This window comes from Actinomadura sp. 1N219, assembly GCF_044326405.1.
Lineage (GTDB): Bacteria > Actinomycetota > Actinomycetes > Streptosporangiales > Streptosporangiaceae > Spirillospora.
Genome location: NZ_JBIRAY010000007.1, coordinates 25,048 through 51,450 on the forward strand (window position 1 = coordinate 25,048; position 26,403 = coordinate 51,450).

The window sequence follows — 26,403 nt, forward strand, 5'->3', positions numbered from 1 at the left end:
ATCACCCTACCGTCGCGGCGGGCGCCCCGCCCGGCGGGACGACGGGAAGCCCGCGCGGCGCGCCGCCCTCGATGATCCGCCACACGGCGTCGGTGTCGAGGTGCTGTTCGACGAGGTCGCCGAGAGCGTCCAAGGTCGCCTCCCGCAACGCCTGGAACGACACGTCGGGCGCCGGTGTGAAATCGCGGCCGCTTTCCTGAGCGACGTCCCTGAGAAAGGCCCGCCTGAAGCCGTCGTTCTCCATTGCGCCGTGCCAGGTCGTCCCCCAGACGGCGCCTTGGCGGCACCCGTCGAGAAACGGCTCACCCTCGGCTTCTACTTTGCCGTGGTGGATCTCATAGGCGTGGACGTCCTCGCCGTACGCCCGGCCGCTCGGCCGCCCGAGTGACTTCTCTTTTCCGAATTCGACTCTCGCGGGAAGCAGGCCGAGCCCTTCGACCCGCCCGGCGCCCGACTCGACGTGGTCGACGATTTCGTTGGCGAGCATCTGATAGCCGCCGCAGATGCCGAGCACGGGCCGTCCTTCGCGGGCGCGCTTCAGGATTTCGTCGGCCATTCCCCGCTCGCGAAGCCAGGCGAGATCGTTCACCGTTGCCCGCGTTCCCGGCAGGACGACCAGATCCGCCTCCGCCAGATCCCCGACGCTGGCGGCATAGCGGACGACGACACCCGGTTCGCAGGCCAGCGCGTCCAGATCCGTGAAGTTGGAGATCCGCGGAAACCGCACTACGACGATCCTGAGCGTCTCCCGCCCGACCGGCCCTTTGGCGTCGGGACGGGGCGCGTCCAATGCCAGCGTGTCCTCAGAATCCAGATACAGGCCGAGCGTCCAGGGCAGCACGCCCAGCGTGTTGCGTCCGGTGAGCTTGCGAAGCTGGTCAAGACCGGGCTCCAGCAGTTCCCGAGCGCCGCGGAACTTGTTGATGACGAATCCCGCTATCAGGGCCTGGTCTTCGGGTTCCAGCAGGGCCACCGTCCCGTACAGCGACGCGAAGACACCGCCCCGGTCGATGTCGCCGACCACGACCACGGGCAATTCGGCGGCCCTGGCGAGCCCCATGTTCACGATGTCGCCCGCACGCAGATTGATTTCGGCCGGACTTCCCGCGCCTTCGCAGATCACCACGTCGTACTCGTCCCGAAGCTCCGCGAGACTCTGCTGCACAACACCGCTGAGCCACTCCTTGCGCTCCCCGTACTGAAGCGCGTCGACCTCCGCCACCGGACGTCCCAGAACCACGACCTGGCTACGCCGATCACTGCCCGGCTTGAGCAGCACCGGATTCATCACGGCCCTAGGCTCCACGCCCGCGGCCTGCGCCTGCATGTACTGCGCCCGTCCGATCTCGGCCCCGTCACTCGTCACCATCGAATTCAGCGACATGTTCTGAGCCTTGAAAGGCGCGACCTTCACCCCGCGCCGCGCGAGCCAGCGGCACAGCCCCGCGGTGACGACGCTCTTTCCGGCGTCGGACGTCGTCCCGGCGACGAGCAGCCCGCTCACCGCAGACTCCAGATCACGGCCGCCGCCGCGAACGTCACCACGGCGGAAAGCCCCACGGCCCTCCTGATGTCCCGCACTTCGGGAGCCCTTCCGTCCCCCATTTCAGGACGCCGTTCGACCTGTCCCCCGTACTCGTTCACACCCCCCAGCCGCACGCCCAGCGCCCCCGCGAACGCCGCCTCGCACCGCCCCGCATTAGGACTCGGATGCTTCATCCCGTCCCTCCGCAGAACCCGCCACGCGTCAGACCCCGAACAAAGCGCTACCAGCCCGCCGGTCACCCGTGCAGGAACCCAATTGGCGACATCGTCCAGCCGCGCAGCAGCCCACCCGAACCGCTCGTACCTCGGATTCCGGTACCCGACCATCGCGTCCAGCGTGTTCACGGCCCGGTACATGAGCAGTCCCGGAATACCCCCCACCGCACCCCACACCAGCGGCGCAACCGCCGCATCAGAAGTGTTCTCAGCCACCGACTCCACAACGGCCCGCGCCAACCCTTCCCCGTCCAACCCGCTCGGATCCCGCGCGCACAAATGCGGAAGCCGCTCCCGGGCGGCAGCCAAATCCCCGCGCTCCAACAACCCCGCCATGAGAAGCCCCTCACGCCCCAAGGACGTCCCCCCAAGCACAGCCCAAGTACACCCCGCAGTTACCAGAACACTCCCGCGCCCGACCCGCTCAAGCACAAGACCCACCGCGCCCGCGCCCCCCACCAAAACCCCGGCGAAAACAACCCCACGCCACCGAGAGTCCCCATACACCGACCGCTCCACCCTCGAAGCAACCCGCCCGAACCCGGCAACCGGATGCCACCTCTTCGGATCACCGAAAAGCGCGTCCAACGCCACCCCGAGAAGAAGCCCCTCACCAGAGACACGCATCAAGCTCATCCCAGTTCCGCTCCAGCCAATCCTGCGCCCGAAGTATCCGCTGCCCCGCCCCACGCCGCCACATCCGAGCCCACCCACCGCCACCCTCGGCCCGAACCCGCATGGCCTCATAAGACCGCTCGAACCGAACCCGAGCCGCCGGCAGCACGTCCCTCCGCAACCCCCGCTCCAACCCGTACGCATCACAGAAGACCCGCAGCCTCGGCCCGACCTCGACCTGATAGAGCACCGCGTCCCGATCGGCCGGATCGGCGATCGGCCCCCAATGCCGCAACGCCGTCACCACATCGAACAACCGCGTCGTAGGACGAGCCAGATCGAAGTCAATCAACGCCACCGGCGACCCATCCCGAAAAACGACGTTCTCCGGCGTCACATCACAATGCCCGATCACCTCGGGCTCCCCGTCCAGATTCGACGTCTCCCCGTCCCACGGAGCCCCGTCAGGCGCCTCATAGGACGCCACCGCCTCGTGATACCGCCGCAAGAGCCGCCCCACACCCCTAAGCGCGTCCTCCGAAACCGCGTACCCGGGCAACGGCTGGCACGGCACCTCCCCCGGCACCCAGCTCAGCACCTCCCGCCCCCGCCCATCCACCCCGAGCACCCGCGGCGCCCCGTCGAACCCCACCGACTCCAGATGCCGCAACAACCCGTGCACCGCCGGACTATGCGCCCGCAACGGCCTCCGCACCGTCTCGCCGACCCGCACCACACCCTCCGACACGTCCCCGCCGGAGAGCGGCACTTCAAAGTTCACCGCCACAGCAACCAAAGATAAGACCCCCAATACACCACCTCCGCCCGCCCACCCGTGGTAACGCCGTTATAGATGTGGAGCCGAAGGACCCTCACCCTTACACTGTGTCCCGGCGTCCCGCCGGGCGCCGGGCGCCCGTAGCTCAGCTGGACAGAGCATCGGACTTCTAATCCGACGGTCGCGGGTTCGAATCCTGCCGGGCGCGCCCACCCACCAGCACATCTTGGCTCTGACCTGCAAGAATGCATCTTGATCTTGCTCCTCCGGATGCAGCCATGTGCCACCGGAGGCAGCCGCAGCGCACCGTTCACGGAATATACGCGGAATGACCTCGCCCACGTTTGCCCAGGTCAGCACACAAGCGAAGAGAGGCCCCGGACGCTCCGAAGCCTCTCCACCGCGCTCGTTCGTCATGCCGCCAACGCGTCCTCTATGCGTTGGTTGGCGACGTCCCGTTGCCCGTCTATGCACTTAGCGTAAACACGCAGCATCACGTCGACCCCGTGCCCAGCGCGTTCGGCCGCTTCGGGCGCATGCACGCCCGCGTTCAGCCACAGCGAGACGGCCGCGTGCCGCAGGTCGTACGGACGCGCCGCCAAGGGTGACTCGACTTGATCAGGAGTCAGCGCCAGGGCGCGAGCTCGCTTCCAGACTTGTGCGTAGGCTGAGCCGGAGAACGACGCGCCGCTACTGGTGACGAACAGCCGCCCATCATCGGCCGTGCCGAACGCGGCGAGGTGTTCGCGGAGGATCGTCACCAGCTCAGGTGCCCGAAAGGTCGAGGCCGCCGCTGGCTGTCCGTCGAGCTGGAGCGCGAGGACCTCTAGAGCACTCCGCGCCAACCGCGGTTCGTCCAGGGCCGTGATCGGCATGGACGCCGTCTCCAGCCACCGCAACGCCCTGCCCAGATCAGGCGACATCTCCGGACGACGCTCGTCCGCGACGAAGACGTATTGACGCAGCAGCACCCGCAGAAGCGACGCGTCCGGACGTCCCGGCGCATCCTTGAGCAAGAGGAGCGTCACGGCCGTCATGGTGCCGGTGAGGCCCTCACGCGACTTGGCCGCCGCATGCGGCGAGGGTCGCCGCGCTCGGCTCCGAGCTGGTCGTCTCCGGGGCGGTCCCGTCCACCCTCGAACTGCCTGCTGACTCGAGCCTTCCGATCGAGTCGGTCCTCCTCTGAGGCGGGCCCTCTCCTCCTTCCGGCCCAGGGCGAGAGCGCTCGAGCGTACGCGTTTTTCAGTACGCGAATCCTTGACACGCACGATTACGGGAGGGTGCGCGCCCGGAGAGCCTTGTGGGGTTCCCACCAGCAGATACGGAGACTTTCCATGGCCACCTTCCTGTACCGGTTGGGGCGCGGGGCATTCAGATGGCGCTACCTGGTGGCGCTGCTATGGCTCGCCGCCCTCGCCGTCGCCTTCCTCGGCTCCCAGAACGCGGGCAAGGCCCCGTCCGACTCGTTCACGATGCCGGGGATCGAGTCCCAGAAGGCGTTCGACCACGTCAACGAGAAGTTTCCCGGCGCCGCGGCCGACGGCGCCGACGCCCGGGTCGTGTTCATCGCCCCGAACGGGCAGAAGATCACCGCGCCGGAGAACCGCGCCCCGATCGACGCGCTGGTGGCGCAGGTGGCCAAGGGGGCGCAGGTCGCCGACGTGGAGAGCCCCTTCGAGGCGGGGGCGGTGAGCAAGGACGGGTCGACGGCGTTCGCCACGGTCACCTACAAGGTCACGACCGACGACCTCACCGAGGCGAGCAAGGACGCGTTGAGAGGCGCCATCGAGCAGGCGCAGGGGACGGGGATGACCGTCGAGGTCGGCGGGTCCGCGCTGGAGACCGACCCGGCGGGCGGGGTCGGCGAGATCGTCGGCATCGGCGTCGCCGCCGTGGTCCTGCTGATCACCTTCGGGTCGCTGGCCGCCGCCGGGCTGTCGCTGGTCACCGCGATCATCGGGGTGCTCACCAGCCTCATGTCGATCACCGCGCTGCAGAACGTCTTCAACCTGTCCCCCTCGACAGGTGAGCTGGCCTTGATGCTCGGGGTGGCGGTCGCCATCGACTACGCCCTGTTCGTGGTCTCCCGCTACCGGGAGGAGCGAGGCGAGGGGCACGAGCCCCGGGAGGCGGTCGGGCTGGCCGTAGGCACCGCCGGCACCGCGGTCGTGTTCGCCGGGCTCACCGTCGTCATCGCGCTGGTCGGGCTGTCGGTGGTCGGCGTCCCGATGCTCACGCGGCTGGGGATGGGCGCCGCCGGCGCGGTCGTCGTCGGCGTCCTGGTCGCGCTGACCCTGGTCCCGGCGCTGCTCGGGTTCCTGCCGAACTCCGTCCTTTCGCGCCGTACCCGCAAGAGGCGCGCCGCGAGAGGCGGCCGGCTGGGCGCCCGCTGGGCGCGGTTCGTCCTGCGGCGGCCGGTGCCGGTGCTGCTCGTCGCGGTCGCGGCCCTGGGCGCCGTCGCGATCCCGTCGCTCAACATGCGGCTCGGCATGCCCGGCGACGAGGCCAAGCCCACTTCGACCAGCGAGCGGCGCGCCTATGACGCGCTCGCGACGGGCTTCGGCCCCGGTTTCAACGGGCCGCTGACCCTCGTCGTGGACGCGGGCGACGCCCGCGACCCGAAGGCCGCGGTCGAGACGATCGCCAAGAAGATCGCCGGCACCGAGGGCGTGGTCTCGGTCTCCCCGCCCCAGTTCGACGAGGCGGGGACGACCGCGGTGCTGTCGGCGACCCCGTCCACGGCGCCGACCAGCGAGCGGACGAAGGACCTCGTCCGGGACATCCGCGACGGGCGTCCCGCGATCGAGTCCGCTGCTGGCGCGACCTTCGAGGTCACCGGCGCCACCGCGCTGAACATCGACGTCGGCGTGAAGATGCAGAAGGCGTTGATCCCCTACCTCGCGACCATCGTGGGCCTGGCGTTCCTGCTCCTGCTGCTGGTGTTCCGTTCCGTGCTGGTGCCGCTCAAGGCCGCGCTCGGCTATCTGCTGTCGATCGGCGCGGCGTTCGGCGCGCTCGTCACGGTCTTCCAGAACGGCCACGGAGCGGGGATCTTCGGCGTCGACCAGCCTGGGCCGATCATGAGCATCCTGCCGATCTTCCTGGTGGGGATCAGCTTCGGCCTGGCCATGGACTACCAGGTCTTCCTGGTCTCCCGGGTGCGCGAGGCGCACGTCCACGGGGAGGCGCCGGGCCAGGCCGTCGTCACCGGGTTCCGGCACAGCGGCCGGGTCGTGATGGCCGCTTCGCTGATCATGATGGCGGTGTTCGCCGGGTTCATGACCGGCGCCGGAATGATGATCAAGATGGTCGGCTTCGGCCTGGCCGTCGCGGTGCTGTTCGACGCCGTCATCGTGCGCATGGTGATCGTGCCCGCCGTCCTCGCCCTGCTCGGCGGGCGGGCCTGGTGGCTGCCGCGCCGGCTGGACCGGCTGCTGCCGCGCGTCGACGTTGAGGGCGAGTCCCTGCGCCACCGGGCGCCGCCCCCGCTCGCGACGGCGCCGGACGCCGCCGAACCGCACACGGCGCGCGTCTGACCTGCCGCGACGGTGGGGGCCGTCCGTGCGCCGCAGGGACGGCCCCCACGATCCGTGCCCCACCATGGGTACAGGCATCCGGAAGAGAGGAGCTCATGATCACTGCTTGGCGGAGGTTCGCCGACGACCACCCCCGCATCGTCGAGGCGGGCTTCCTGCTGCTGCTGTCCGTGATCACCATCGCGCAGTACATCGACACCGAGTCGGGCTGGTGGCCCGGGACCCTCCCCGCGAGCGCCGCCTGCCTCTCCCTGGTGTGGCGCGGCCGCCACCCCGGCGCCGTCGCCGCGTTCGTCGTCCTCTGCACCGTCATCACCGGCGGCGCGGGCTATCCGATCAGCCACGAGTACATGATTCCGCTCGTCGTCGCGTTCTACGCGCTGGGCGTCCGCACTCCCGAGCGGACAGCGCGCGTGTACGGCGCGATCGCCATCGCGGTGTTCGTCGTCGCGGCACAGGTGTCCCTCGCGGAGGACGAGGACCAGCAGCTGGCGATGTTCGCCCCCGCGTTCTGGATCATCGTGGCACTCGTCTCGGGCGCGGCGGTCCAGGGCAGACGCGCCTACCTGGACGCCGCGCACGCCCGCGCCGAGCACGCCGAACGCACCCGCGAGGAGGAGGCCCGGCACCGCGTCGCGGAGGAGCGCGTCCGCATCGCCCGGGAACTGCACGACGTCGTCGCCCACAACATGGCCCTCGCCAACGCCCAGGCGGGCACCGCCGCGCACATCGTCCGCACCGACCCCGAGCAGGCCGCGGAGATCCTCACGGAGCTGAGCCGGACCACCGCCGCGGCGCTACGCGAGCTCGAGGCCGCCGTCGGCCTCCTGCGCGGAACGGACGACCCCGAGTCGCTGGAGCCGTCCCCCGGACTGGGGCGGCTCGACGAGCTGGTCTCCGCGTTCGGCTCCGCCGGGCTCCACGCCACCGTGACGGTCGACGGGGAGCCACGGCCGCTCTCACCCGGCGTCGACCTGGCCGCGTTCCGTATCGCGCAGGAGGCGCTCACCAACGTCGCCAAGCACGCCGGTGCGAGCACCGCGGAGGTGAAGCTCGCCTACGGGGGCGACACCCTGACCCTCACGATCAGCGACGACGGCGGCTCCGGCCCGCACGCGCCGGCCGCCGGCGGCGGGTTCGGCCTCATCGGAATGCGCGAACGCGCACAGTCCGCGGGCGGACGGCTTCGGGCGGGTCACCGTCGCGAAGGCGGCTTCGCCGTCACCGCCGAACTGCCCATCCACACCTGAAGGCCCTGATGACCATACGTGTTCTGCTCGCCGACGACCAGGCCCTGCTGCGGGCGACGTTCCGGATCCTGATCGACTCCTGCGAGGACATGGAGGTGGTCGGCGAGGCCGCCGACGGTGCGCAGGCCGTCGAGCTCGCCCGCGCGGACCGTCCCGACGTCGCCCTCATGGACATCCGGATGCCCGGCACGGACGGCCTCGCCGCGACCGAGGCCATCTGCGCCGACCCGGACCTCGGGGCCACCCGCGTCCTCATCCTCACCACGTTCCAGACCGACGAGCACGTCGCACGGGCCCTGCGCGCCGGCGCGAGCGGGTTCCTCGGCAAGAACGTCTCCGCCGACGGGCTCCTCGACGGCATCCGCACCGTGGCGTCCGGTGACGCGCTCCTGTCCAGCACGGCCACGCGCTCACTCATCGGCCGTTTCCTCGCCGTCCCCGAGCCCGGCGCGGAGCCGGTGCTCCCGGAGGACCTGGCCGTCCTGACCGCTCGCGAGCGCGAGGTGACGCTCCTGGTCGCGGACGGGAAGTCCGACACCGAGATCGCGAAGGAGCTGTTCGTCAGCCCGCTGACCGTGCGCACCCACGTCCAGCGGGCCAAGATGAAGCTGGGCGCCCGCGACCGCGCTCAGCTCGTCGTCATCGCCTACCGGTCAGGTCTCGCGCGTCCCCCCGGCTGATCGGGCCCGGACTGTAAGTGTGGACGCGCGGTCAGGAATGGAATTGCCAGGTTCCTGGGTGGGGCGCGTCCAGCGGGTAGGACGGTGTGTGGTCGCCGTCGGGGCAGGCCGGGGCGTCGCGCAGATGAACCTGGGCTCGCAGCGCACCAGCAGCGACAATTCACCATCGCGGGTGACGTAGGTCCGGGCACCTAGGCGCCCGCCACGCCACCAGGCTCCTGCGCGCCCTGCTCGCGCTCACCACCACCGAGATCACCCGCTGGACACCGCCCCCATCCCGCGCCCGGAAGAACCACGCGCGCATGGTCGTGAAGCGCCAGCGCGGCGTGGTTCTCTCCCGGGCCCGAAAGGCGAGCTGACCCCCTTTTTAGTAAGCCATCGAGAAGTGTCTCAGCGGACGGGCGCCGGAATGATCGGCAGGGTGATCGAGGACGGGTGTTCGGGGTCGTGCAGGACGGTCTGCGACGCGGGCTGCGTGGTCGTGTCCGCGCCGAATTTCCCGCCCGTGTTCGGATTCCGGTCGTACATCGGGAAGTTGCTGCTGGAGATCTCCAGCCGGATGCGGTGGCCCGCCTTGAACAGGTTGCTGGTCGGCCACAGCTTGATCGTGTACTTGTAGACCTCGCCGGGAGTGATCAGCTCCGGCTTCTCCAGCGAGACCCGGTACCGGGCACGCTGGATGCCGTCCCGGACGAGCATCGAGGTGCCGTCCGGCTGGACGTCGGTGAGCTTCGCCGTCCAGTCGGTGTCCTTCGCCGAGGACCTGGCGTACAGCGTGACCGAGATCGGGCCGGTGACCTCGGTGTCCTTGGTGAGCGGCGGGGTGCTGTAGACCAGCACGTCCGGCCGCTGCTCGACGGGCCGCTGGTCCTGCGGGCCGCCGGGCACCGAGCTCTGGAAGCGGCCGCCGACGCTCGGTACCGGGTTCGCCGGGTCGTACTGGTACTGGTCGGCCTTCTCGTCCGTCGCGGGCGCGGTGGTGTCGAGCGTGCCGCCGCCGTTCGCCGTGTTCGCGTCGCCCTTGCTGTGCAGGTAGTACGTGGTGTTCGCGGTGCCGGGGATCGGCCAGGAGTCAGCCGTGCGCCACTTGTTGGCGCCCATCACGAAGACCTTCACCGGCGGATCCTCGTCCACGCCGTTGTCGATCCCCTTCAGCCAGTGGTCGAACCAGCGCTGATGCAGATCACCCACCGCGACAACCGCCTCGGGGCCGAAGTCGACGGCGCCCACCCTGCGGCCCGAGCCGCCGTGCGTCCACGGCCCGACGAGGAGCTGCGTGCCCTGCCGGGCGACCTCGGACCCGCCCTTGGCGCGCATCCCGGCGAAGTTCTCCACCGTCCCGTTGAGGAAGATGTCGGACCAGCCGCCGAAATTCAGCGACGGCACCTTGACCTGCGGATACTTCGTGCGGATGCTCCAGCGCTTCCAGTAGTCGTCGTCGCTCGGGTGGTCGATCCAGTCGAAGTAGTACGGCGCGATGCGGTCGTCCTCCGGGTACAGCGGCGGGAAGTTGTTCAGCGGCTGGTGCTTGTACCACTTGGCGTGCAGGTCCCGCGACGCCTGGGTCATCTCCGCCCGCAGCTTCGCGCCGTCCGGGAGCTTGCTGATGACGCCCCCGTTGAGGAAGCTCAGCAGCCAGTCCTGGATGAACGCCTGGTACAGCGCGCCGCCCTCGTAGGTCCATCCGTCGTAGATGTCGGAGGACGTGAACGCCGGGGCGATCGTGACCAGGTGCGGGGGCGTGAGGGTGGCGGGCAGCCACTGCGTGAGCCCCGGATAGGAGAACCCGTACATGCCGACCTTGCCGTTGGAATGCGGCAGAGCGGCGGACCACTCGATGGTGTCGTAGCCGTCCTCGGCCTCACTCCGGTACGGGTAGAAAGTGCCGTCCGACTTGTACTCGCCGCGGACGTCCTGCACCACGACGAGGTAGCAGGCCTTGGCATAACGGTCGGGGGCACCGTAGACGAAACTCAGGGCGCCCTCCTTGTTGTAGGGCAGCCGCATCAGGATGACGGGGAACTCACCGTCCCCCTTCGGCGTGAACACGTTGCTGCGCAGCACCGTCCCGTCGCGCATGGTGGCGGGAACATCCTTCTGGACGCTGAACTCGCACTCCTCCGCCTTCGGCGCCGCCTCGGCCGGTGGCGCGGCGGCGACGCCGCCCAGTACCACCACGACCGCCGCCGCTCCGAGGGCCAGCCGCCAGCTGCGGCTCCGTCCGTTCGCCCAGGTCATCCGCCGTCTCGCGCGCATCGCCGCAACTCCTTCCCGGCCGGTGGCGGTGGGGTCGCCCACCCGTCGGGCGGAGCATCGCACGATCACGCCGGACGGTCAGGAGGACGGTCCAGCGGTGTCGGACGAGCGGGTCGACCGGTGCGGCGAGCGGTCTGATTTGTGGGCAATTGTCACCGTCCTCGGCGCGCGGGATGCTCTGCCGCCCGCGGATCTGGAGCGCGCCCGCCGCACTGATGAACACCAGTGCGGTAACGAAGATCCAGCACCCCCGGAAGGCGTCGCCGGTGTGCCGGGCGGTCTCGCTTCCGAGGATCGCCACGAGCCCGGCGACCCCCAGGGCGTAGCCGGACTGGCGCGCCATGTCGACGACGGCGCTGCCGATGGCGGCCACGTGCCGATCAAGTCGAACGCCAGGTTGAAGACTCGATCGGTATGAGCTTTCTCTGAGGTCGCGGGCTGGGAGTCCGGACTTCTCAGGCTTTCCTCCGACGGCATCGGAGCCGAGCGGAGATCTCTAGAAGGCCTCGATGCGCCTGGGCTTGTCACCGTCTTCACCATGAAAGTGCCGAGTGCTGAGGCAGCCCGTTTTTTCGCTTGTCTCGGAGAGCGCGGGTGTGTGCAGTAGTTGCAGCGCCTCCGGCAGGTCCATCGGACACACATGGGCGTTGGTGGAGATGACGTCGACCTCCCTTACCGTCATGTCGGCGAGGGCGAAGGGGGCGGGGCGCCGCCTGGATGCCGAGCATGACGATGGGGCCGCCGCGTCTGGCCGCGTGCCGGGCCGTCTCTGGGCCAGCGGGCGCCCCTGAGCCTTCGATGACCAGGTCGGTGCCCGCGTCACCGGTGACCTCGATGATCCGCTGCGCGGGGGGTTCGCCGGTCACCCGCCCGATCGGAGCGGGCGGTGTCAGTGGCGTTTGGGGTCGGCCGTGAATGCGGCGCGATCGGGGGCCGGGAGCCATTGGTGCCGGGGGTCGAACGGACGGTGGCGGCCGATGATGTGCTGGGCGAGCAGCGCCAGGGCAGGGTGGTGGTTGCGGCGGTGGTGGAGCATTGACCATGGGTAGAGGGGGACGGGATCGACCAGGGGGATCCGGACGGTGTCCGGATGCCAGGGGATCCGGACGTTCTCGCCGACGATGCTGGTCGCACGCTCACCGGAGGCGATCTTGGAGACGAAGTGCTCGTAGCCGAAGTTGGGCCCGGTGGTGTCGATCCGGAAGCCGAATTCGGAGCTGAGGAGGTCGTGGTATTCGGCCCATTCGCTTCCGGTGACGTTTCCGGGCATCCATACGGTGCGGCCCGCCAGCCGCGCGATCTCCACCTGTCGTAGACCGGCGAGGGGGTGGTCGCGACCCACCAGCAGATGCGCCGGTTCCAGGTGCGCCGGCAGGCACACCAGCTCCTCTCCCGGCGTCCCGCCGACCCTGCAGAAGGCGGCGTCCACGGATCCCCGGGCGAGCGCGTCGCGGGCGGATCGGAGTCCGTCGGAGGTGATGATCTCGATGTTCACGTCCGGTACGGTCTCGTGGAAGGCCCGGATCAGGTCGATCGGCGCCACGCGGGTGTCCAGCACGTCGACCCGTAGCGCGCGGCGCCGGCTGCGCAACAGTTCCACGGCCTGGTCGGCGGTGTTGACGAGCACCCGCGCGTGAGTCAGGAACGCGGCGCCGTCGCTGGTGAGCTCGGCCCCGCCGTGCCTGCGGGCGAACAGCGGCACGCCGAGGACGGATTCGAGTTTGGCGATGCGCTTGGAGATGGCCTGCTGGCTGATTCCCAGCCTGGCCGCGGCTTCGCTGAAGTAGCGGTCCTCAGTGATGGCGACAAAGGCGCGGACCGCGGCGAGGTCCAGATCCGCTTCACCTCGATGCACAACCGATGGTTGTGACGTTCGGGCGTGTTGTTTGTTGGACAACAGTGCAATTCCTCGGTTCGAATGCTCGTCATCGCGAATGAGCCTACAACCAGGAGGCGTGGTTGCCGACGCGGTCCTTCGTGCATCTCCACGTGCACACCGAGTACAGCATGCTGGACGGCGCCGCCAAGGTCGGCCTGTTGATGGACGAGGTGGCCCGGCGGCGCATGTCCGCCGTGGCGATGAGCGACCACGGCAACATGCACGGCGCGTACGAGTTCTACCAGGCCGCCGGGAAGGCGGCGATCAAGCCGATCATCGGAATCGAGAGCTATCTGGCGCCGGCTTCGCGGCATCACCGTAGGCCGGTCTTTTACAGCGATGACCCCGCGCTGCGCCGGTCAGATGAGGTCACCGGCGCGGGCGGGGACGTCTCCGGGCGGGGACTGTACACGCACATGACGATGTGGGCGGCTGACGCCGGCGGCCTGCGCAATCTGTTCCGTCTCCAGTCGCGGGCCTGGCTCGAAGGCCACGTCCAGAAGTACCCGCGGATGGACGACGAACTGCTGGCCGCGCACGGCGCAGGCATCATCGCCACGACCGGCTGCCCGTCCGGCGCGGTGCAGACTCGCCTCCGGCTGGGCCAGTACGACCAAGCCATGCAGATCGCCGCCAGGTACCGGGACATCTTCGGGAAGGAGAACTACTTCCTGGAGCTGATGGACCACGGGCTGGCCATCGAACGCCGTGTCCGCGACGACCTGATGAGATTGGGGAAGGAGTTGGGCCTGCCGCCGCTGGCCACCAACGACTCCCACTACGTGACCGAAAACCAGGCGGACGCGCACGACGCGCTGCTGTGCATCGGTACCGGCAAGCAGCTCGGCGACACCAACCGGTTCCGGTTCTCCGGGACGGGCTACCACATCAAGACCGCCGAGGAGATGCGGGCGCTGTGGGACGCCGAAGTCCCCGGCGCGTGCGACAACACCCTGTTGATCGCCGAGCGCGTGGGTGACTACGGCGAGGTGTTCGCGCACCGGGACCTGATGCCGAAATTCCCCGTCCCGGCGGGCGAGACCGAGTCGTCCTGGCTCCGGAAGGAGACGCTGGCCGGGGCGCGGCATCGCTACGGCGGCGACCCGCCGCAGGACGTCCTGGACCGCGTGGACTACGAGCTGTCGGTGATCGACGACATGGGCTTCCCCGGCTACTTCCTCGTCGTCGCCGACATCTGCCGGTACGCCCGCGCGCACGGCATCGGGCTCGGCCCGGGACGCGGGTCGGCGACCGGGTCGTTGGTCGCCTACTGCACCGGCATCACCGAGCTCGACCCGATCGAGCACAAGCTGATCTTCGAGCGGTTCCTCAACCCCGAACGCGTCACGATGCCGGACGTCGACCTGGACTTCGACGACCGCCGCAGGGACGAGGTGATCGACTACGTCACCGCCACGTACGGCGGTGACCGGGTCTGCCAGATCGTCACCTTCGGCACGATCAAGGCGAAGGCCGCCGTGAAGGACGCCTGCCGCGTGCTGGGCTACCCCTACGCGCTCGGAGACCGGATCACCAAGGCCTTCCCCGCCGCGGCCGGCGGCAAGGAGATCCCGCTGTCGGCCGTCCACGACGAGCATCACCCCCGCCACGGCGAGGCGGCCGAACTGCGCAGGCTGTACGAGGACGAGCCCGAGGTCAAGCGCGTCATGGACACCGCCAAGGGCGTCGAAGGGCTGACCCGTGGCACCGGCGTCCACGCCGCGGGCGTGATCCTTTCCGCCGAGCCGCTGATCGACGTGCTCCCCCTGGTGAAGCCGAAACAGGACGGCCCGATCCTCACCGGGTTCCCCTTCACCCAGGCCGAGGACATGGGCCTGCTCAAGATGGACTTTCTCGGGCTGCGGAACCTCACCGTCATCAACGACGCGATCTCCAACATCAAGGCCAACCGGGGCATCGAGATCGACATCCGCGACGTCCCCCTCGACGACCCGGCGACCTACGAACTGCTGGCGCGCGGCGACACGCTCGGGGTGTTCCAGCTCGACAGCGCCGGCATGCGGGTCCTGCTGCGGCTGATGCAGCCGACGGTGTTCACCGACATCGCCGCGGTCAACGCCCTGTACCGGCCGGGGCCGATGGAAATGAACGCCCACACCAACTACGCGCTCCGCAAAACCGGAAAGCAGGAGGTCGAGCCGATCCACCCGGAACTGGAGGACGCGCTCGAACCGATCCTCGGCGACACCTATCACCTGGTCGTCTTCCAGGAACAGGTGATGGCGATCGCCCAGCAACTCGCCGGGTACTCCCTAGGCGGCGCCGACATGCTGCGCCGCGCGATGGGCAAGAAGAAGAAGGACGTCCTGGACGCCGAGTGGGGAAAGTTCTCCGCCGGCATGAGAGAACGCGGCTACTCCGACGACGCCGTCAAAGCCGTGTGGGACGTCCTGGTCCCCTTCTCCGGCTACGGCTTCAACAAATCCCACACCGCCGGATACGGCGTCGTCTCCTACTGGACGGCCTACCTCAAGGCGAACCATCCAGCCGAATACCTTGCGGCGCTGCTCACCTCCGTCGGCGACGACAAGGACAAGATGGCCGTCTACCTGTCGGACTGCCGCCGCCTCGGCATCAAGGTGCTGCCCCCCGACGTCAACGAAAGCGAACTGAACTTCACCGCCGTCGGAAAGGACATCCGGTTCGGTCTCGGCGCGATCCGCAACGTCGGCGCGTCCGTCGTCGACGCGATCGTGCACACCCGCCGCGAGAAAGGCGCCTACACCGGCTTCAACGACTTCCTGACCAAGGTCCCGCCGATCGTCTGCAACAAGCGCGTCATCGAATCGCTGGCCAAGGCGGGCGCCTACGACGGCCTCGGCCACCGGCGCAAGGCCCTCGTCACGGTCCACGAGCAGGCCATAGACGCGGTCATCGACGCCAAACGCAATCAGGCCCGGGGCCAGGACTCCCTTTTCGGCGCACTCGACGAAACCGGCTCCGGCGACGCGTTCTCGGTCGAAATCCCCACCACTGAATGGGACAAGAGCACGCTACTGGCCTTCGAGCGGGAGATGCTCGGGCTGTACGTCTCATCCCACCCGCTGGACGGTGCCGAGCCGACCCTGGACGCCAATCGCGACACCACCATCGCCGACCTGCTCGCCTCCGGCCGCACCGACGGCCCCGCTCGGCTCGCCGGGATCATCTCCGGCCTGCAACGCAAGGTCACCAAGCAGGGCAGCCCATGGGCGATCGTCACCGTCGAAGACCACGACGGCGCCATCGAATGCCTGATCTTCCCCAAGACCTACGCCCTCTACGGAGAAACACTCGCCGAGGACCGCGTGATCTCCATGCGAGGCCGGATCAACATCCGAGACGAGACGATGAGCATCTACGGCGAGGAGATCGCCCCCCTCGATCTCGCCTCCGCCGACACCACACCACCCGTGGTGATCACGATCCAGGAATCCCGGGTGAACCCGCGGCTCGTCCGGGAGTTCAAACAGATCCTGATCACCCACCCCGGCCCGGCGCCCGTCCACCTGCTGGTTCACCGTCACGCCGCCAAAACCGTGCTGCTCGACCTCCGCCCCTACCGGGTCTCACCGGGACCGGCGTTCTACGGTGACGTCAAGGCCCTCCTCGGCGCCGACGCCATCGGCCGAACCTGACACTTCCCGCCGCCAAGAACAACCGCTCATCGGCTGCCCACGCTGAGGCGATGACACGCACTGCGATTGCGGCGGCCGTGGCAACGCCCAAATGTCAACCAGACCCCGACTACGCCGGTCTTCCGAGCGGCTGGGCATTCTCGGTTAGGATCTGGGGTGTGCAGTCGCGGACACCGCCCCCCGAGGAGTCGAATACGTGGCCAGCGATACCAGTTGGGCGGATCGGCCCGGACGCATGACCCCAACCGAGATCGACACCTCGCTCCCGCATTCCGCGCGCGCCTATGGGTGGATGCTGGGCTTGAAGGACAACTTCCCCGCCGACCGGGACTTCTTGCTGAATCTGCTGCCGAACTTCCCCGAGTGCTTGGATATCGCCCGTCAGAACCGGCAGTTCCTGTATCGGGTCGTGAGCTACCTGGCCGCTCCGCCCGAACAGGGTGGCGCCGGCATCTCCCAATTCATCGACTTCGGTTGCGGGCTGCCGACCGGCGATAACGTGCACCAGGTCGCCAAGCGATTCAGCGCCGATGCCCGAGTTGTTTACGCCGACATCGACCCGATCGTTTTGACACACGGCCGCGCCCTGCTCGCCGAAGACGAATCCACCACCATCATCCAGGCCGACATGCGCGACCCGGCCATATTGCAGCACCCGGATCTGGTTCGCCTGATCGACTTCACTCAGCCGGTGGCCGTGCTGTACCTCTCCGTGGGCCACCACCTCAAGGACGACCCAGGCGGCGGCCTGGCAGATGCACGCGATACCTTGCACGCCGTCATCGACCACGCCGTACCCGGCAGCCACATCGCCGCCTCACAAGTCGTTTGCGACGATCCGGCCCGCGGCCGAGCGTTCGGCTCCGCCATCGACGCCGCCGGTATCCCCTGGCAATCCCGGACCCCCGCCGAGTTCGCAACCCTGCTGGACGGCCTCAGCCCCCTGAACCCCGGCCTGGTGAACCTCAAGGAATGGCGCCCCGACCCCAACCAGCCGCCGCTGCCCTCCGTCGACCTCGCCCTCAGCCCCTTCGAAGGCCGCGCCCAAGGTTCAAACCTCTACGAATATGGGGGCGTCCTGACCCGGTAGCCCCGGACGCTTAGCCGATGCCACCGCTGCATCTCGACTCGGCGCCGGCTTGTCGAACGCCCACGATCCAGCCGTACGTGGAATCAGACGGCCGCACGCCGGGCCAAGCCGGAAATCTTGGGGATGGCGTAACGCCAACCCGTGGCAATTCTGCTCAGGAGCTCCGGACAAACTCCATGATCTGCTTCAGGCACTCCCCTTCACCTTCCATGGTGTCGACGGCCAGCCGCGGTTCGGCCCACGCCTCGTAGTCGCGAGCGAGAACCTGCTCCCACCCTGGCGGGCAAGGCTGATCACGCGCCGGAACTCGTCTTTCAACTCGTCGACGATGCTCCTCAGGATCCGAGCACGTCACCTCGATGACCCGAAGTGCCACCCGATGCGACTCGGCCAGTTGCCGCCATCCCGCCCGAGCCGCCTCGACGGGATTGACCGCGTCAGCCACCACGGTCGCCCCCAGGCCGAGCTGCGCGTCCGCCACAGTGTTGGCGACCACATACGCCGCAAGACCGGTCGGTCGATCCCGCTCGACACCAGCGCGCCACATCGCCGACTCGATCGCATCCACCCGCAGCCAAGTCGCCCTCAACCTCAGCGCGACAGCTCGGCTCAGCGTCGACTTCCCCGTCCCAGGCAACCCACCAAACACCACCAACACAGCGCTAGTCTCCCGCAGAACCAGCCACACAGTCCGCTAGTGAGAACACACTGGCGCAGGACCAGCCCACCCGACCGTCACGCCAGATTCGCAATAACGTGCCAGTTCGACCACAGCGCGCGGAGGGCGGCACCAGGGTCTTCTTGGTCGATGACTCCTGTACCGAAGGCCTCACTACTTCCACCGCCGGACATGCCGCTCATCCCACTTTGAGGCACGCCCTAGGCCACCAGTGGGTCGTCAGTGTCTCGGACCATGGTGCGGGTGAGGGTGTTCGGGTCTGCAGACGGTTCAAGGTGACGCGCCCGAGGCGGCCCAGACGCGCGACAGCACGGGAAGTTCGCCCGCGGTGCCGGGCATGGCACGGTCTCGGTCAGCCCGGTCCCGCCACCCAGGCGGCTCGACGGTTCCGCGTACCGCGACGGCTGTCGCGGGAGCGGCGCGGAAGTGATGCCTCACAGGAGTGGTCTGGTCAGGTGGTCGGCGGTGCCGCCGCGCCACTCGATGAGGAAGAGCGTGGCGTCGTCGCTGGTGATCCCGCCTCTTTCCCGTTTGAGTGTGTGGGAGAGGTCCCGGACCATTTGCTGCACGGTCGCGGCGCCGGGTCCGACGCGTTCGATGGTGGCGATCAGGCGTTCCTCGCCGAACTGTTCCCCGCCGGCGGTGTGCTCTTCGATAAGGCCGTCGGTGTAGGCCAGGATCCGATCGCCGGGACGGAGCCGATGGGTGTTGATCAGGGGTGTCGACCCGCCGATGCCGACGGGCAGCGTCCCGGGACCCTCCAGAGCGCGCAGGACGCGGTCGCCCCGGATCAGCAACGGCGCCGGATGGCCCGCGTTGACCCATTCCAACTGCCCCGTCCCGACGTTCAGGCGCATCATCTGCGCGGTGACGAAGTGGTCCGGGCCGAACTGCTCATCAATGGCGGTGTCCATGAACGCGTACAACTCGGCGAGGCCCGCGCCGGCGCGCCTGGCGTGCCGGTAGGCGCCCACGGCGACGGTGGCCAGCACGGCGGCGTTCAGGCCGTGGCCCATCGCGTCGATCATGGCCAGGTGCAGCACGTCGTCGTTGAGGGCGTAGTCCAGGCTGTCGCCGGCGACGTCGTAGGCGGGTTCGAGGATCCCGGCGACGGCGATCTGCGGGGTCGTCATGGTCAGCGGGGGCAGCAGCGACCACTGGATCTCCGCGGACACGGTCATCGGTTCCCGCCGCCGCGCCTGGAAGAACTGGTCGGTGTAGCTGTTCTTGGTGACCAGCATGTCGGCGACCAGACCCGCCAGCCGCAACAGCAGCCTGCGGTCGTCATCGTCGACGACGTCCAGGGTGAGGGCCATCACCCCGATCTCGTCACTGCCGTCCAGCAGGGGCAGGAACATCCGCACCCCGTCGGCCTGCGCACGCTCCACGGCGGTCTCGGTCAGGAACGCCTGCCCGGCCAGGGAGCCCACCAAAGGCACCGGCTCGGTCTGCTTGAGGCCCCGGCCCGGGAGGGCCACCAGTGTGAGCTGCGCGTAGTCCTGCAGCAGGATCGAGACGTCCCGGCCGCCGATCGCGTGCACCTCCTCGGCCACCAGCGGCGCGATGAGCTGCGGCGGCATCTCGTGCGCCCGGTCCAGCAACTGGCCCAGCAGCCGCTCACCGAACCCCTCGCTTCGATCCACCGCGTTCTCAGGCCTGATCCGTTCCCCCACGGCCGTCTCTATGCCCTCTGACGCCTCAATAACTCCATGTAGTCGGCAACGTTCAGATCGTGAGCACCGCGGTTTGCCTCACCCGCCCCAGTCGCCGTGCGCTTCGCACGCCCGGCAGCCGCGCGATCGCGGAGTGACGGGCGCCGGCCCGTCCACGTGCTCGCGGTCTGGTGCCGAGCCGTTCGAGCTGGTGGGCAGCCCCGCCGCGTCGAACTGCCGCGATTCTGACGAGCGTGACGTCGAACCGTTTATGTTGGATGGTGGTCGTGCGGACTGTCGGAGCCGGGGGTGAGGGCCATGAGCGGGACGGTGCCCGGAGTCTGGATCGCGGCCGACAGCGGCCATGACATCGTCCGCGCTGATGCGATCGTGATGCTCCGCCTGGATGAGACCGGACGGCTGACCGCGCAGCTCCGCGACGACGCCAAGGTCAGCGTGTCCCTTCTGGAAGGCTCGTCCGGCTCCCATCCTCCCGATGACTTCCATCGTCAGCTGATCCGGGCGGTCGCCGAGCTCGCCGATTCCAGCGGCGCGCACCTCGTCCGCGCGCGGCACGAGGGGGGCGTCTGGCACTGGATCAGCGAACCCCTGTAGAGGACGCCGCGAGCTGGGCCCGGCCGGCAGTTCCTCAGGCCGATCGGGCCGGGCAGTGCGGCGAGGGTGAGCAGAACTCGACAGGCACCGTCACTTGTTCATGAGGTCGCCCTCCGGCCCGGGCCTGTGCACCCGTATGATCCGCGCCGCGGAACCGTTCCGGACTGGTTGTCTTGACCCTCTTGTGCCAGGCGTCCCAGGGTCATACGGCGAATTCGGCATGGGCGCCTGGGGCCGGGGTGGGCGCTGGCCGTGCGACCGAGCCCGGTGACGCCGTGCCGTGCGGCAATCTGCGGGCCGGGGTCGGCGAGGCGTACGGTGCTGCCGGGCCTGGCGGCGCGGCGGGCGGACGTCCTCACTTCGTCGGGGGCCCGTAAAAAGCCGGCGGCTGCGGACCTGATGGCGGACCTGGTGGCGGTGGGCGTGGTCATGGTGGTCTCCGATCACAGGTGGGCGGGAGCACCGGCCCGGACGGCCGGATGACGGGCCGGCCGGGCTGCGGCCGGATCAGCGTCCCGCGGGGTCTTTCCGAGGTCGCCCGCCCTCGGATTCCCGGACGCTCTCCGAGGCCGTCGGGGTGCTGGCCTGGTCCATCCGGCCGGGTGGCGGGGTGAGGGCGGCCAGCAGGCCAGGGCTGTGCAGAAGGTTATGCGGGTGGGACGCCCCGTCCAGCGACGCCTCGGCTTCGTCCGGGGGCGTGGCGGCCGGGACGGTGAACAGGTCCACGCGCCGGCCGTCGGCGTGGATCGCGGTGAGCAGCCCAGAGGGCAGGGAGTCGAACCAGCTCAGCCGCACCACCCGGGTGTCGGAAGGGCCGTCGATGCGCAGCCTGCGGGGACGGCTGTCCCAGTCGTCCCCCCGGAGCAGGACGTGGGTGATGGGACGCTGGTCGTCGATGGGGCCGTGGTCTTGCAGGGCCAGGATCAAACCCGGCAGTTCGGCGACCGGGTCGGCTGAGCGGGGCCACCAGGCGCCGTCCAGCACGGTCCGCGCCGAGCCGGGAGGGGCCGCGGGGCGCAGCCGCAGCCGGGGAGTCGAGGGTGGTGACAGGCTGATCGTGGTGCGGCGTTCTTCGCTGTTCCACATGGCAGGCGCCTTCCTCGGGTTCCGCTCGGTGCACTGGGTCGGTTTTCTCAGCGGAGGCGCCTGCGGGTCAGCGGGCGCAACTGGGTGAGGCGGGCGGTTCCCAGGATCAGGGTGACCGCGATCCCGATGCCCATCGCGGCCATGAGCACGACCGCCATTGGCAGGACGCCGCTCATCCCGGCGAAGGAGATCCGTACATCACCGGTGTTGCTCACCAGGAACTATCGGGGACTCTGCGGCCGGGTGGTCTGAGCTGGGATACCGAACCGGTCTGGCCGGTGCGCCGGGCTCGTCCGTTGACGCGAGGCGTGTGCGAGGTCGGCATGACTCCCCCTCTCGGGGGCGAGCCGGTGTGACGGATCAACCCCTCAGAACGGGGAGCTCGTCGATTGCCGGATATTTTTGATCCTACCCGAGTAATTGTGAATATGCGTTGTTCGCAATCTCGGGAGCCTCGGCACCGGAGCACGAAAACCCCCGTTCCCTTTCTACCGGGTTCCGGTCGAGGCGACGTCATCAGCGCAAGTGATGGCGTGTGCGTGGATTGGCCGTGTCCATCGCCGGGTGATCATGCTTGGCTGGAGACGTGGCCGGTCACCGCCTGGGGGAGGCTGACCGGTTCTCCAGGGCCGTCCGCTCCTCCCCGGGCCGGACGGCCCTGGACCCACGGCCCCGGTCGTGCATGAGGCGGCGATCGCTGATCGGATCGCCGCCACCGGCAGGTGCAACGCGAACACCGGTGCCGCCGGACAGCATCCTGCGGTTCGTTCATCAACGGAACCGACCTGTCACGTGGTCCAGTGCGATGAAGGCGGCCCAGACCCGGCTCGTCCGGCAGGCCCGCGCGCTCGCGACCTCATCGGTCACGCTGGGATGGACGGGATCGTCGGGGAGGGACAGTGAAATGCGCGTTCGGCATGGCACTCCCCCGATCAGGGGTCAGCCGGCGAGACGGGTCAACCACAGGATGGCATTTTCGTCATTGCCAGATATCTCACTCAGCTCCAAGAACTTCCGATACCCGTGAATATTTGAAGTGATTTCGCTGCAGTTTCAACATCTGCCCTCCGATGAGGAACCCGGCCGGACTCCAAGCCCGACTGGCGTCGATCCGGTGCTGTCGGTAAGACAGCCATGACGCGCCGACCGTTTGGAGGCCGCGCGGCGGTTCTTCCTGAATCGCCGACGTTGCCGAGCGCGATCGGCCATCGGAGGCTCAACCCACCGGTGTGATGGCACGGCGACCCGGCGATGCGCGCCGGGCCGCGTGGTGGTCACGTTCGGGTGCTCAGCGCCCTCAACGCGTCCGCCGGCTCTGGATGCAGGGTGAGGACGTCGTCGATGCCGGTGAGACGGAGGATGCGGTCGACCCGTCCCGTGGCTCCGGCCAGTTCCAGGACCAGGTGCTCGTCCTGGGCACGCTTGAATGCCTTCACCAGGGCAGTGACGCCGGTGGCGTCGCAGAACCTGACGCGCGTGAGGTCGATGACCACACCGCTGCTCGGTGCGGCCCCGGTGCGGACGGTGGTGGCGCCGGCGATCACGGCGGTGAGCTGGGCGGTCAGCCAACCGCTGTTGGAGGCGTCGATCTCCCCGGTGAGCGCTATCAGCGTCGCCGTCGACTCGGCACCGCAGTCGACGTCCATCCGCCGGAGACCGACCCGCGATCCTCCCGGTACGCGGTCGCCGGTCGCGTCACTTTGCCACGTCCGCGCCGCCAGCGGAACGAAGGGTAGGGGTGAGGGTTCGAATGCCGTCATGACAGCCACTTCCCTGGAGCGTATGCACGCTACGCCGCCAGGGTCTGGAGCGGCCGACAGACGGCTACCGCCGTCGCACGCAGCATAAGCCGCCCACGGCCTGCGGTCTAATCCCGTGACCGGTTCAATGCCGGGGCGAGCGGGCCTGGCCGCCGCCTCGGCGATGTCCACCGGCTCACGGCGCCTGCCCTGGCGCGGCGGGAAGGCCGCTCAGCAGCAGGTCGCCCTGCGTGATCGCGACGGCGACATCGGTGAGCTTGCGGTTGTGATCGCGGGCGTACCGGCGCATCACGGTGAACGCCTGGTCCACCGACACCTGGGCGCGCTCGGCGATCATCCCCTTGGCCTGTTCGATCATGATCCGGGTGTTCAACGCCGACTGCAGCTGCTGGGACAGCAGCGCCTGCTCACGTGCCGCGCGTTCACCGATCAGTCCGATCGTGGCGATGTCGGCGAACCCCTGACCCAAGGCGGCGCTTTCGGGCCCCAAGGCACCGGGCGTGTTCTGGAAGAGGTTCAGGGCGCCGATGACCTGATCGCGCAGCCGCATCGGCAGCGAGTGGACGGAAGCGAAACCCCGGCGCAGCGCAACCTCGGCGAACGCCGGCCACCTGTCACGGTCAGCCGCCAGATCGGCGGAGGCCACCGGCCGGCCGGTGGAATGACACTCCAGGCAGGGGCCCTCGTCATGCTCGAGCTGGAACACCTCCAGCAACCGGGCCTGCTCGGACGAGGCGGCGACCAACCGCAGCCCACCGGACTGATCGGTCAGAACCAGGCCCGCCTGATCGACCTCCAGCAACTGCACGCATCTCTCAGTGAGTAGATGCAGGAATTCGATCACATCGAAATCGGCCACCAGCGTGTCCGCCAACTCCACGAACACCCGTGTCAACAACTGCTCACGCGCCATTGTGCTCCCTTCCTTCTGATCGGCCCCTCACACCGGCCCGTAGCGACCGTCTCACTCATCGGACCCGACGCCTCCACCGCCCCCGGACCCGACGCCTCCGCCCTCGGGCGCGAAGCGCAGGACGCGGTCCAGCACCTGCTGAGCGACCTCGGGCAGGCTCTCGCCGCTGGCGAACGCGTGCGCCCGCAACCGAACCAGCGCCTCGTCCAGCCCCGCGCTCAACTGGACCGCGACCATGCCGGTGGCCTGATACACCTCCGCCCGGTCCTCACCCAGCCCACCGGCACCCGCCTCCGGCGCCGGCCCCGCCGATGATCGGTCTCCCATGCCGAGCGGACCGACGGTGTCCAAGGTGACAGCCAGGGCGGTACGCGCGAACACCAGCGCGTCGGCCAGCTGCTCCCCCGACAAGGACCCGGGCCCAGCCCGGTAGAGGACCAGAACACCTGGACGGATGGCGCCGACCTGCAAAGGGAACGCGAACAACGCACCCGCCCCCGCTTCGAGCGCCGACGCCGCGAACCAGGGCCAGCGTGTCCGCGACACACCCGAATCCAGATCGGCCACCAGCACAGGGCCACCCTGCGTCCACGCATCCATGCACGGACCCTCGCCCAGCAAGAACTGCAGAGCGTCCACCCGGCGAGCGGTCTCGTCGGTCGCGTGCAGCAGCGTCCGCCTATCCAACCCGGTGACCAGCGACAGGGACGCGCCGTCCGTGCCCGCCGACAGGCCGACGGCCCGGCACACATGCGCCACCGACACGGCCTCGGCCCCGGCGACCCCGTGGATCAGTGCCCAGACCCGGGCACCTCGGTTCTCATCCTTGATCACCACGCGGTGATCACCGCCCTACCGGCGCAGACACAGAGTCTCAATGGCGAGCCTATCCCCCAGCTCCGCCGTAGGCCGCCTGCTCCAGGGGTGGCGCCGAAGCGCCGGGTGAAGCGCCACAGAGGAGGCCGTGCACCCCGGCCGCTTCGTCATACCTCACCGGCAGCACCGCGCGGTCAGTGCGGCGCCGCTGCCGTCTCGCGGCTGGTGGAAGCACTCAATGACCACCCTTGGTGGAACTGCGTTGACAATCGCCATCAGGCCAAACAAGCGCTTCAGAAAGCTGCGCGATAGGCAACGGCCCCGAAAATCGGCGGCTACTCCTCCAGTCGCGCTCGCTCAGATCTGGATGAGCCTATGCCAGGAAGGCTCACTGTGCGGGTCTACCGCGAGCGCGCGGTGCCGTCGTTGCCGGGCGCCCGCAATGTACGCGCGCGTTGGCCCCCCTTCGGGCGGCCCGCGGCGCTCGGCGGCGGCCGTCGTGCCGCCGATCAGCCATCGTGATGAGCCGTTCACCGATCGCCTGTGTCCCCCAAGCCATCACCGGGTTTGGCTGGACGGTGGCCGGTACCTGCTGGGGCCGCACTGATCGACCGGGGCCGTCCGATGCACGGTGAGTAGTCCCTCACAGCGGCGGACGGCCCTGGCGATCAGCCGTCCCTTTCCGGATCAGCCGTCCCGTCTCGGATCGGAGGACATCCTGATCGCCGATCACGCCGCCGACGCCTCACCTGCTGCGCGTGCGCCGTCCGTCAGCGCTGCCGCCGATATGACGACGCTCCTTCTCCCCGAACCATCCGCGGCCGACCGGGCCGGGGCTCCAGCATGTCCACGCGGTCCTAAAGGGGCGATCGCGCTGGTCGCCTGCGGTGCCGTCCCGGTCGGCCGGGGAGGACGGAGCCGGGGCCGTGCCACGTCTTGGTGACCGGTACGAACGACGACCTTGGAGCCCATGACACGGCAGGTCGCGACGCTTCGGCCCGGCTGAGCCCGGCTGCCTTGGAAGGCCGGCGCGCCGCGTCGCCTGCGGCTCACCCGCACGGCTCCCGAACGGTCTCCCCACCGCCCGGCGGTCTTCTCGTCCCGGCGCCGGACGAGGTGCGGGCGGCGCGGGTCCACCCCCTGACCCCTCGGCACGCCACCGGCCTGGACAAGCTCCTCTGGGAGGCGAGGAAACGGCCGATGCCCGACGGCGCCGCCGTCAACGCGGTCATCGCCGCGTCCAGCCAAGCCCCAGCGAGACGGCGGCAATGCCCTGCCCTCCCCCGCCAGGCCCGGCTCCGCCACCACCCGATCCACACCTGGCGCCGACTGCCCGGGGCGAGGAATCGACCGGCCCGGTACGACCTGATCGACGAGGGCTGAGGCCGCTAATCCGCCG

Annotated in this window: 21 protein-coding genes and 1 tRNA gene; 9 read left to right on the forward strand and 13 right to left on the reverse strand. The window is 69.1% G+C overall.

Translation table 11 applies throughout. From position 1 onward, the window contains the following. Position 1: 1 nt before the first annotated feature. From ACH35V_RS22025 to ACH35V_RS22035, 3 genes are read right to left on the reverse strand one after another with little or no spacing between them, the layout of a single operon-like run. The gene (locus ACH35V_RS22025; protein ID WP_395974788.1) at positions 2-1,504 is read right to left on the reverse strand and encodes a cobyric acid synthase; all 1,503 of its coding nucleotides are present in this window, start codon (positions 1,502-1,504) and stop codon (positions 2-4) included. Then, positions 1,501-2,397 (reverse strand): cobalamin biosynthesis protein, encoded by an 897-nt coding sequence (locus ACH35V_RS22030; protein ID WP_395974790.1) that lies wholly within the window; start codon positions 2,395-2,397, stop codon positions 1,501-1,503. The genes ACH35V_RS22025 and ACH35V_RS22030 overlap by 4 nt, the downstream gene beginning before the upstream one ends. Continuing rightward, a complete protein-coding gene (locus ACH35V_RS22035; RefSeq protein ID WP_395974792.1) occupies positions 2,372-3,163 on the reverse strand; it encodes a phosphotransferase enzyme family protein in 792 nt (263 codons plus the stop codon). The genes ACH35V_RS22030 and ACH35V_RS22035 overlap by 26 nt, the downstream gene beginning before the upstream one ends. Positions 3,164-3,288: 125 nt before the next feature. Between ACH35V_RS22035 and ACH35V_RS22040 the strand changes: the two genes are divergently transcribed. Beyond that, positions 3,289-3,362, forward strand: a tRNA-Arg gene (locus tag ACH35V_RS22040). Between the two features lie 205 nt (positions 3,363-3,567). Here the strand turns inward: ACH35V_RS22040 and ACH35V_RS22045 are convergent. Further along, complete coding sequence (locus ACH35V_RS22045; RefSeq protein ID WP_395974794.1) at positions 3,568-4,182, reverse strand: hypothetical protein; 615 nt, start codon at positions 4,180-4,182, stop codon at positions 3,568-3,570. A gap of 306 nt (positions 4,183-4,488) precedes the next feature. Between ACH35V_RS22045 and ACH35V_RS22050 the strand changes: the two genes are divergently transcribed. The 3 genes from ACH35V_RS22050 (at position 4,489) to ACH35V_RS22060 (ending at position 8,620) form a co-directional block, all read left to right on the forward strand. Continuing rightward, a complete protein-coding gene (locus ACH35V_RS22050) occupies positions 4,489-6,690 on the forward strand; it encodes an MMPL family transporter (protein ID WP_395974796.1) in 2,202 nt (733 codons plus the stop codon). A gap of 95 nt (positions 6,691-6,785) precedes the next feature. Continuing rightward, on the forward strand, positions 6,786-7,940 hold the full coding sequence (locus ACH35V_RS22055) for a sensor histidine kinase (protein WP_395974798.1): 1,155 nt from the start codon (positions 6,786-6,788) through the stop codon (positions 7,938-7,940). Positions 7,941-7,948: 8 nt separating this feature from the next. After that, on the forward strand, positions 7,949-8,620 hold the full coding sequence (locus ACH35V_RS22060; protein WP_395974799.1) for a response regulator: 672 nt from the start codon (positions 7,949-7,951) through the stop codon (positions 8,618-8,620). Positions 8,621-9,010: 390 nt separating this feature from the next. On the opposite strand, the gene ACH35V_RS22065 is transcribed toward ACH35V_RS22060, so the two are convergent. Further along, positions 9,011-10,876, reverse strand: coding sequence for a CocE/NonD family hydrolase (locus ACH35V_RS22065; RefSeq protein ID WP_395974800.1), 1,866 nt, complete (start codon positions 10,874-10,876; stop codon positions 9,011-9,013). A 97-nt stretch (positions 10,877-10,973) separates the two neighbouring features. Between ACH35V_RS22065 and ACH35V_RS22070 the strand changes: the two genes are divergently transcribed. Next, positions 10,974-11,294 carry a hypothetical protein gene (locus ACH35V_RS22070; protein WP_395974801.1) on the forward strand — a complete coding sequence of 107 codons (321 nt, stop codon included), beginning with the start codon at positions 10,974-10,976 and terminating at the stop codon, positions 11,292-11,294. A gap of 471 nt (positions 11,295-11,765) precedes the next feature. On the opposite strand, the gene ACH35V_RS22075 is transcribed toward ACH35V_RS22070, so the two are convergent. Then, positions 11,766-12,731, reverse strand: a complete 966-nt coding sequence (locus ACH35V_RS22075) for a LysR family transcriptional regulator (RefSeq protein WP_395974802.1) — start codon at positions 12,729-12,731, stop codon at positions 11,766-11,768. Positions 12,732-12,835: 104 nt separating this feature from the next. Here ACH35V_RS22075 and dnaE point away from each other — a divergent pair, with 104 nt between their 5' ends. Together dnaE and ACH35V_RS22085 are read left to right on the forward strand one after the other, a co-directional pair. Then, positions 12,836-16,393 carry a DNA polymerase III subunit alpha gene (dnaE, locus tag ACH35V_RS22080; protein WP_395974803.1) on the forward strand — a complete coding sequence of 1,186 codons (3,558 nt, stop codon included), beginning with the start codon at positions 12,836-12,838 and terminating at the stop codon, positions 16,391-16,393. A gap of 196 nt (positions 16,394-16,589) precedes the next feature. Then, positions 16,590-17,483: an SAM-dependent methyltransferase gene (locus ACH35V_RS22085; protein WP_395974804.1), complete on the forward strand. Its 894-nt coding sequence runs from the start codon at positions 16,590-16,592 to the stop codon at positions 17,481-17,483. A gap of 154 nt (positions 17,484-17,637) precedes the next feature. Here ACH35V_RS22085 and ACH35V_RS22090 read toward each other — a convergent pair whose 3' ends face one another. Both ACH35V_RS22090 and ACH35V_RS22095 read right to left on the reverse strand, forming a co-directional pair. Continuing rightward, positions 17,638-18,171, reverse strand: a complete 534-nt coding sequence (locus ACH35V_RS22090) for an AAA family ATPase (RefSeq protein ID WP_395974805.1) — start codon at positions 18,169-18,171, stop codon at positions 17,638-17,640. A 425-nt stretch (positions 18,172-18,596) separates the two neighbouring features. Next, complete coding sequence (locus ACH35V_RS22095) at positions 18,597-19,805, reverse strand: PP2C family protein-serine/threonine phosphatase (protein ID WP_395974806.1); 1,209 nt, start codon at positions 19,803-19,805, stop codon at positions 18,597-18,599. Between the two features lie 327 nt (positions 19,806-20,132). Here ACH35V_RS22095 and ACH35V_RS22100 point away from each other — a divergent pair, with 327 nt between their 5' ends. Then, complete coding sequence (locus tag ACH35V_RS22100; RefSeq protein ID WP_395974807.1) at positions 20,133-20,429, forward strand: hypothetical protein; 297 nt, start codon at positions 20,133-20,135, stop codon at positions 20,427-20,429. Between the two features lie 507 nt (positions 20,430-20,936). On the opposite strand, the gene ACH35V_RS22105 is transcribed toward ACH35V_RS22100, so the two are convergent. The 5 genes from ACH35V_RS22105 to ACH35V_RS22125 form a co-directional block, all read right to left on the reverse strand. Then, the gene (locus ACH35V_RS22105; protein WP_395974808.1) at positions 20,937-21,515 is read right to left on the reverse strand and encodes a DUF5994 family protein; all 579 of its coding nucleotides are present in this window, start codon (positions 21,513-21,515) and stop codon (positions 20,937-20,939) included. A 47-nt stretch (positions 21,516-21,562) separates the two neighbouring features. After that, positions 21,563-21,730 carry a hypothetical protein gene (locus ACH35V_RS22110; RefSeq protein WP_395974809.1) on the reverse strand — a complete coding sequence of 56 codons (168 nt, stop codon included), beginning with the start codon at positions 21,728-21,730 and terminating at the stop codon, positions 21,563-21,565. 1,059 nt (positions 21,731-22,789) lie between these two features. Continuing rightward, positions 22,790-23,161 carry an STAS domain-containing protein gene (locus ACH35V_RS22115; RefSeq protein ID WP_395974810.1) on the reverse strand — a complete coding sequence of 124 codons (372 nt, stop codon included), beginning with the start codon at positions 23,159-23,161 and terminating at the stop codon, positions 22,790-22,792. Positions 23,162-23,450: 289 nt separating this feature from the next. Beyond that, the gene (locus tag ACH35V_RS22120; protein WP_395974811.1) at positions 23,451-24,188 is read right to left on the reverse strand and encodes a GAF and ANTAR domain-containing protein; all 738 of its coding nucleotides are present in this window, start codon (positions 24,186-24,188) and stop codon (positions 23,451-23,453) included. A gap of 51 nt (positions 24,189-24,239) precedes the next feature. Next, positions 24,240-25,025, reverse strand: coding sequence for a GAF and ANTAR domain-containing protein (locus tag ACH35V_RS22125; protein WP_395974812.1), 786 nt, complete (start codon positions 25,023-25,025; stop codon positions 24,240-24,242). 1,179 nt (positions 25,026-26,204) lie between these two features. On the opposite strand from ACH35V_RS22125, the gene ACH35V_RS22130 reads away from it, so the two are divergent. Beyond that, on the forward strand, positions 26,205-26,387 hold the full coding sequence (locus tag ACH35V_RS22130; protein ID WP_395974813.1) for a hypothetical protein: 183 nt from the start codon (positions 26,205-26,207) through the stop codon (positions 26,385-26,387). Positions 26,388-26,403 lie beyond the last annotated feature (16 nt).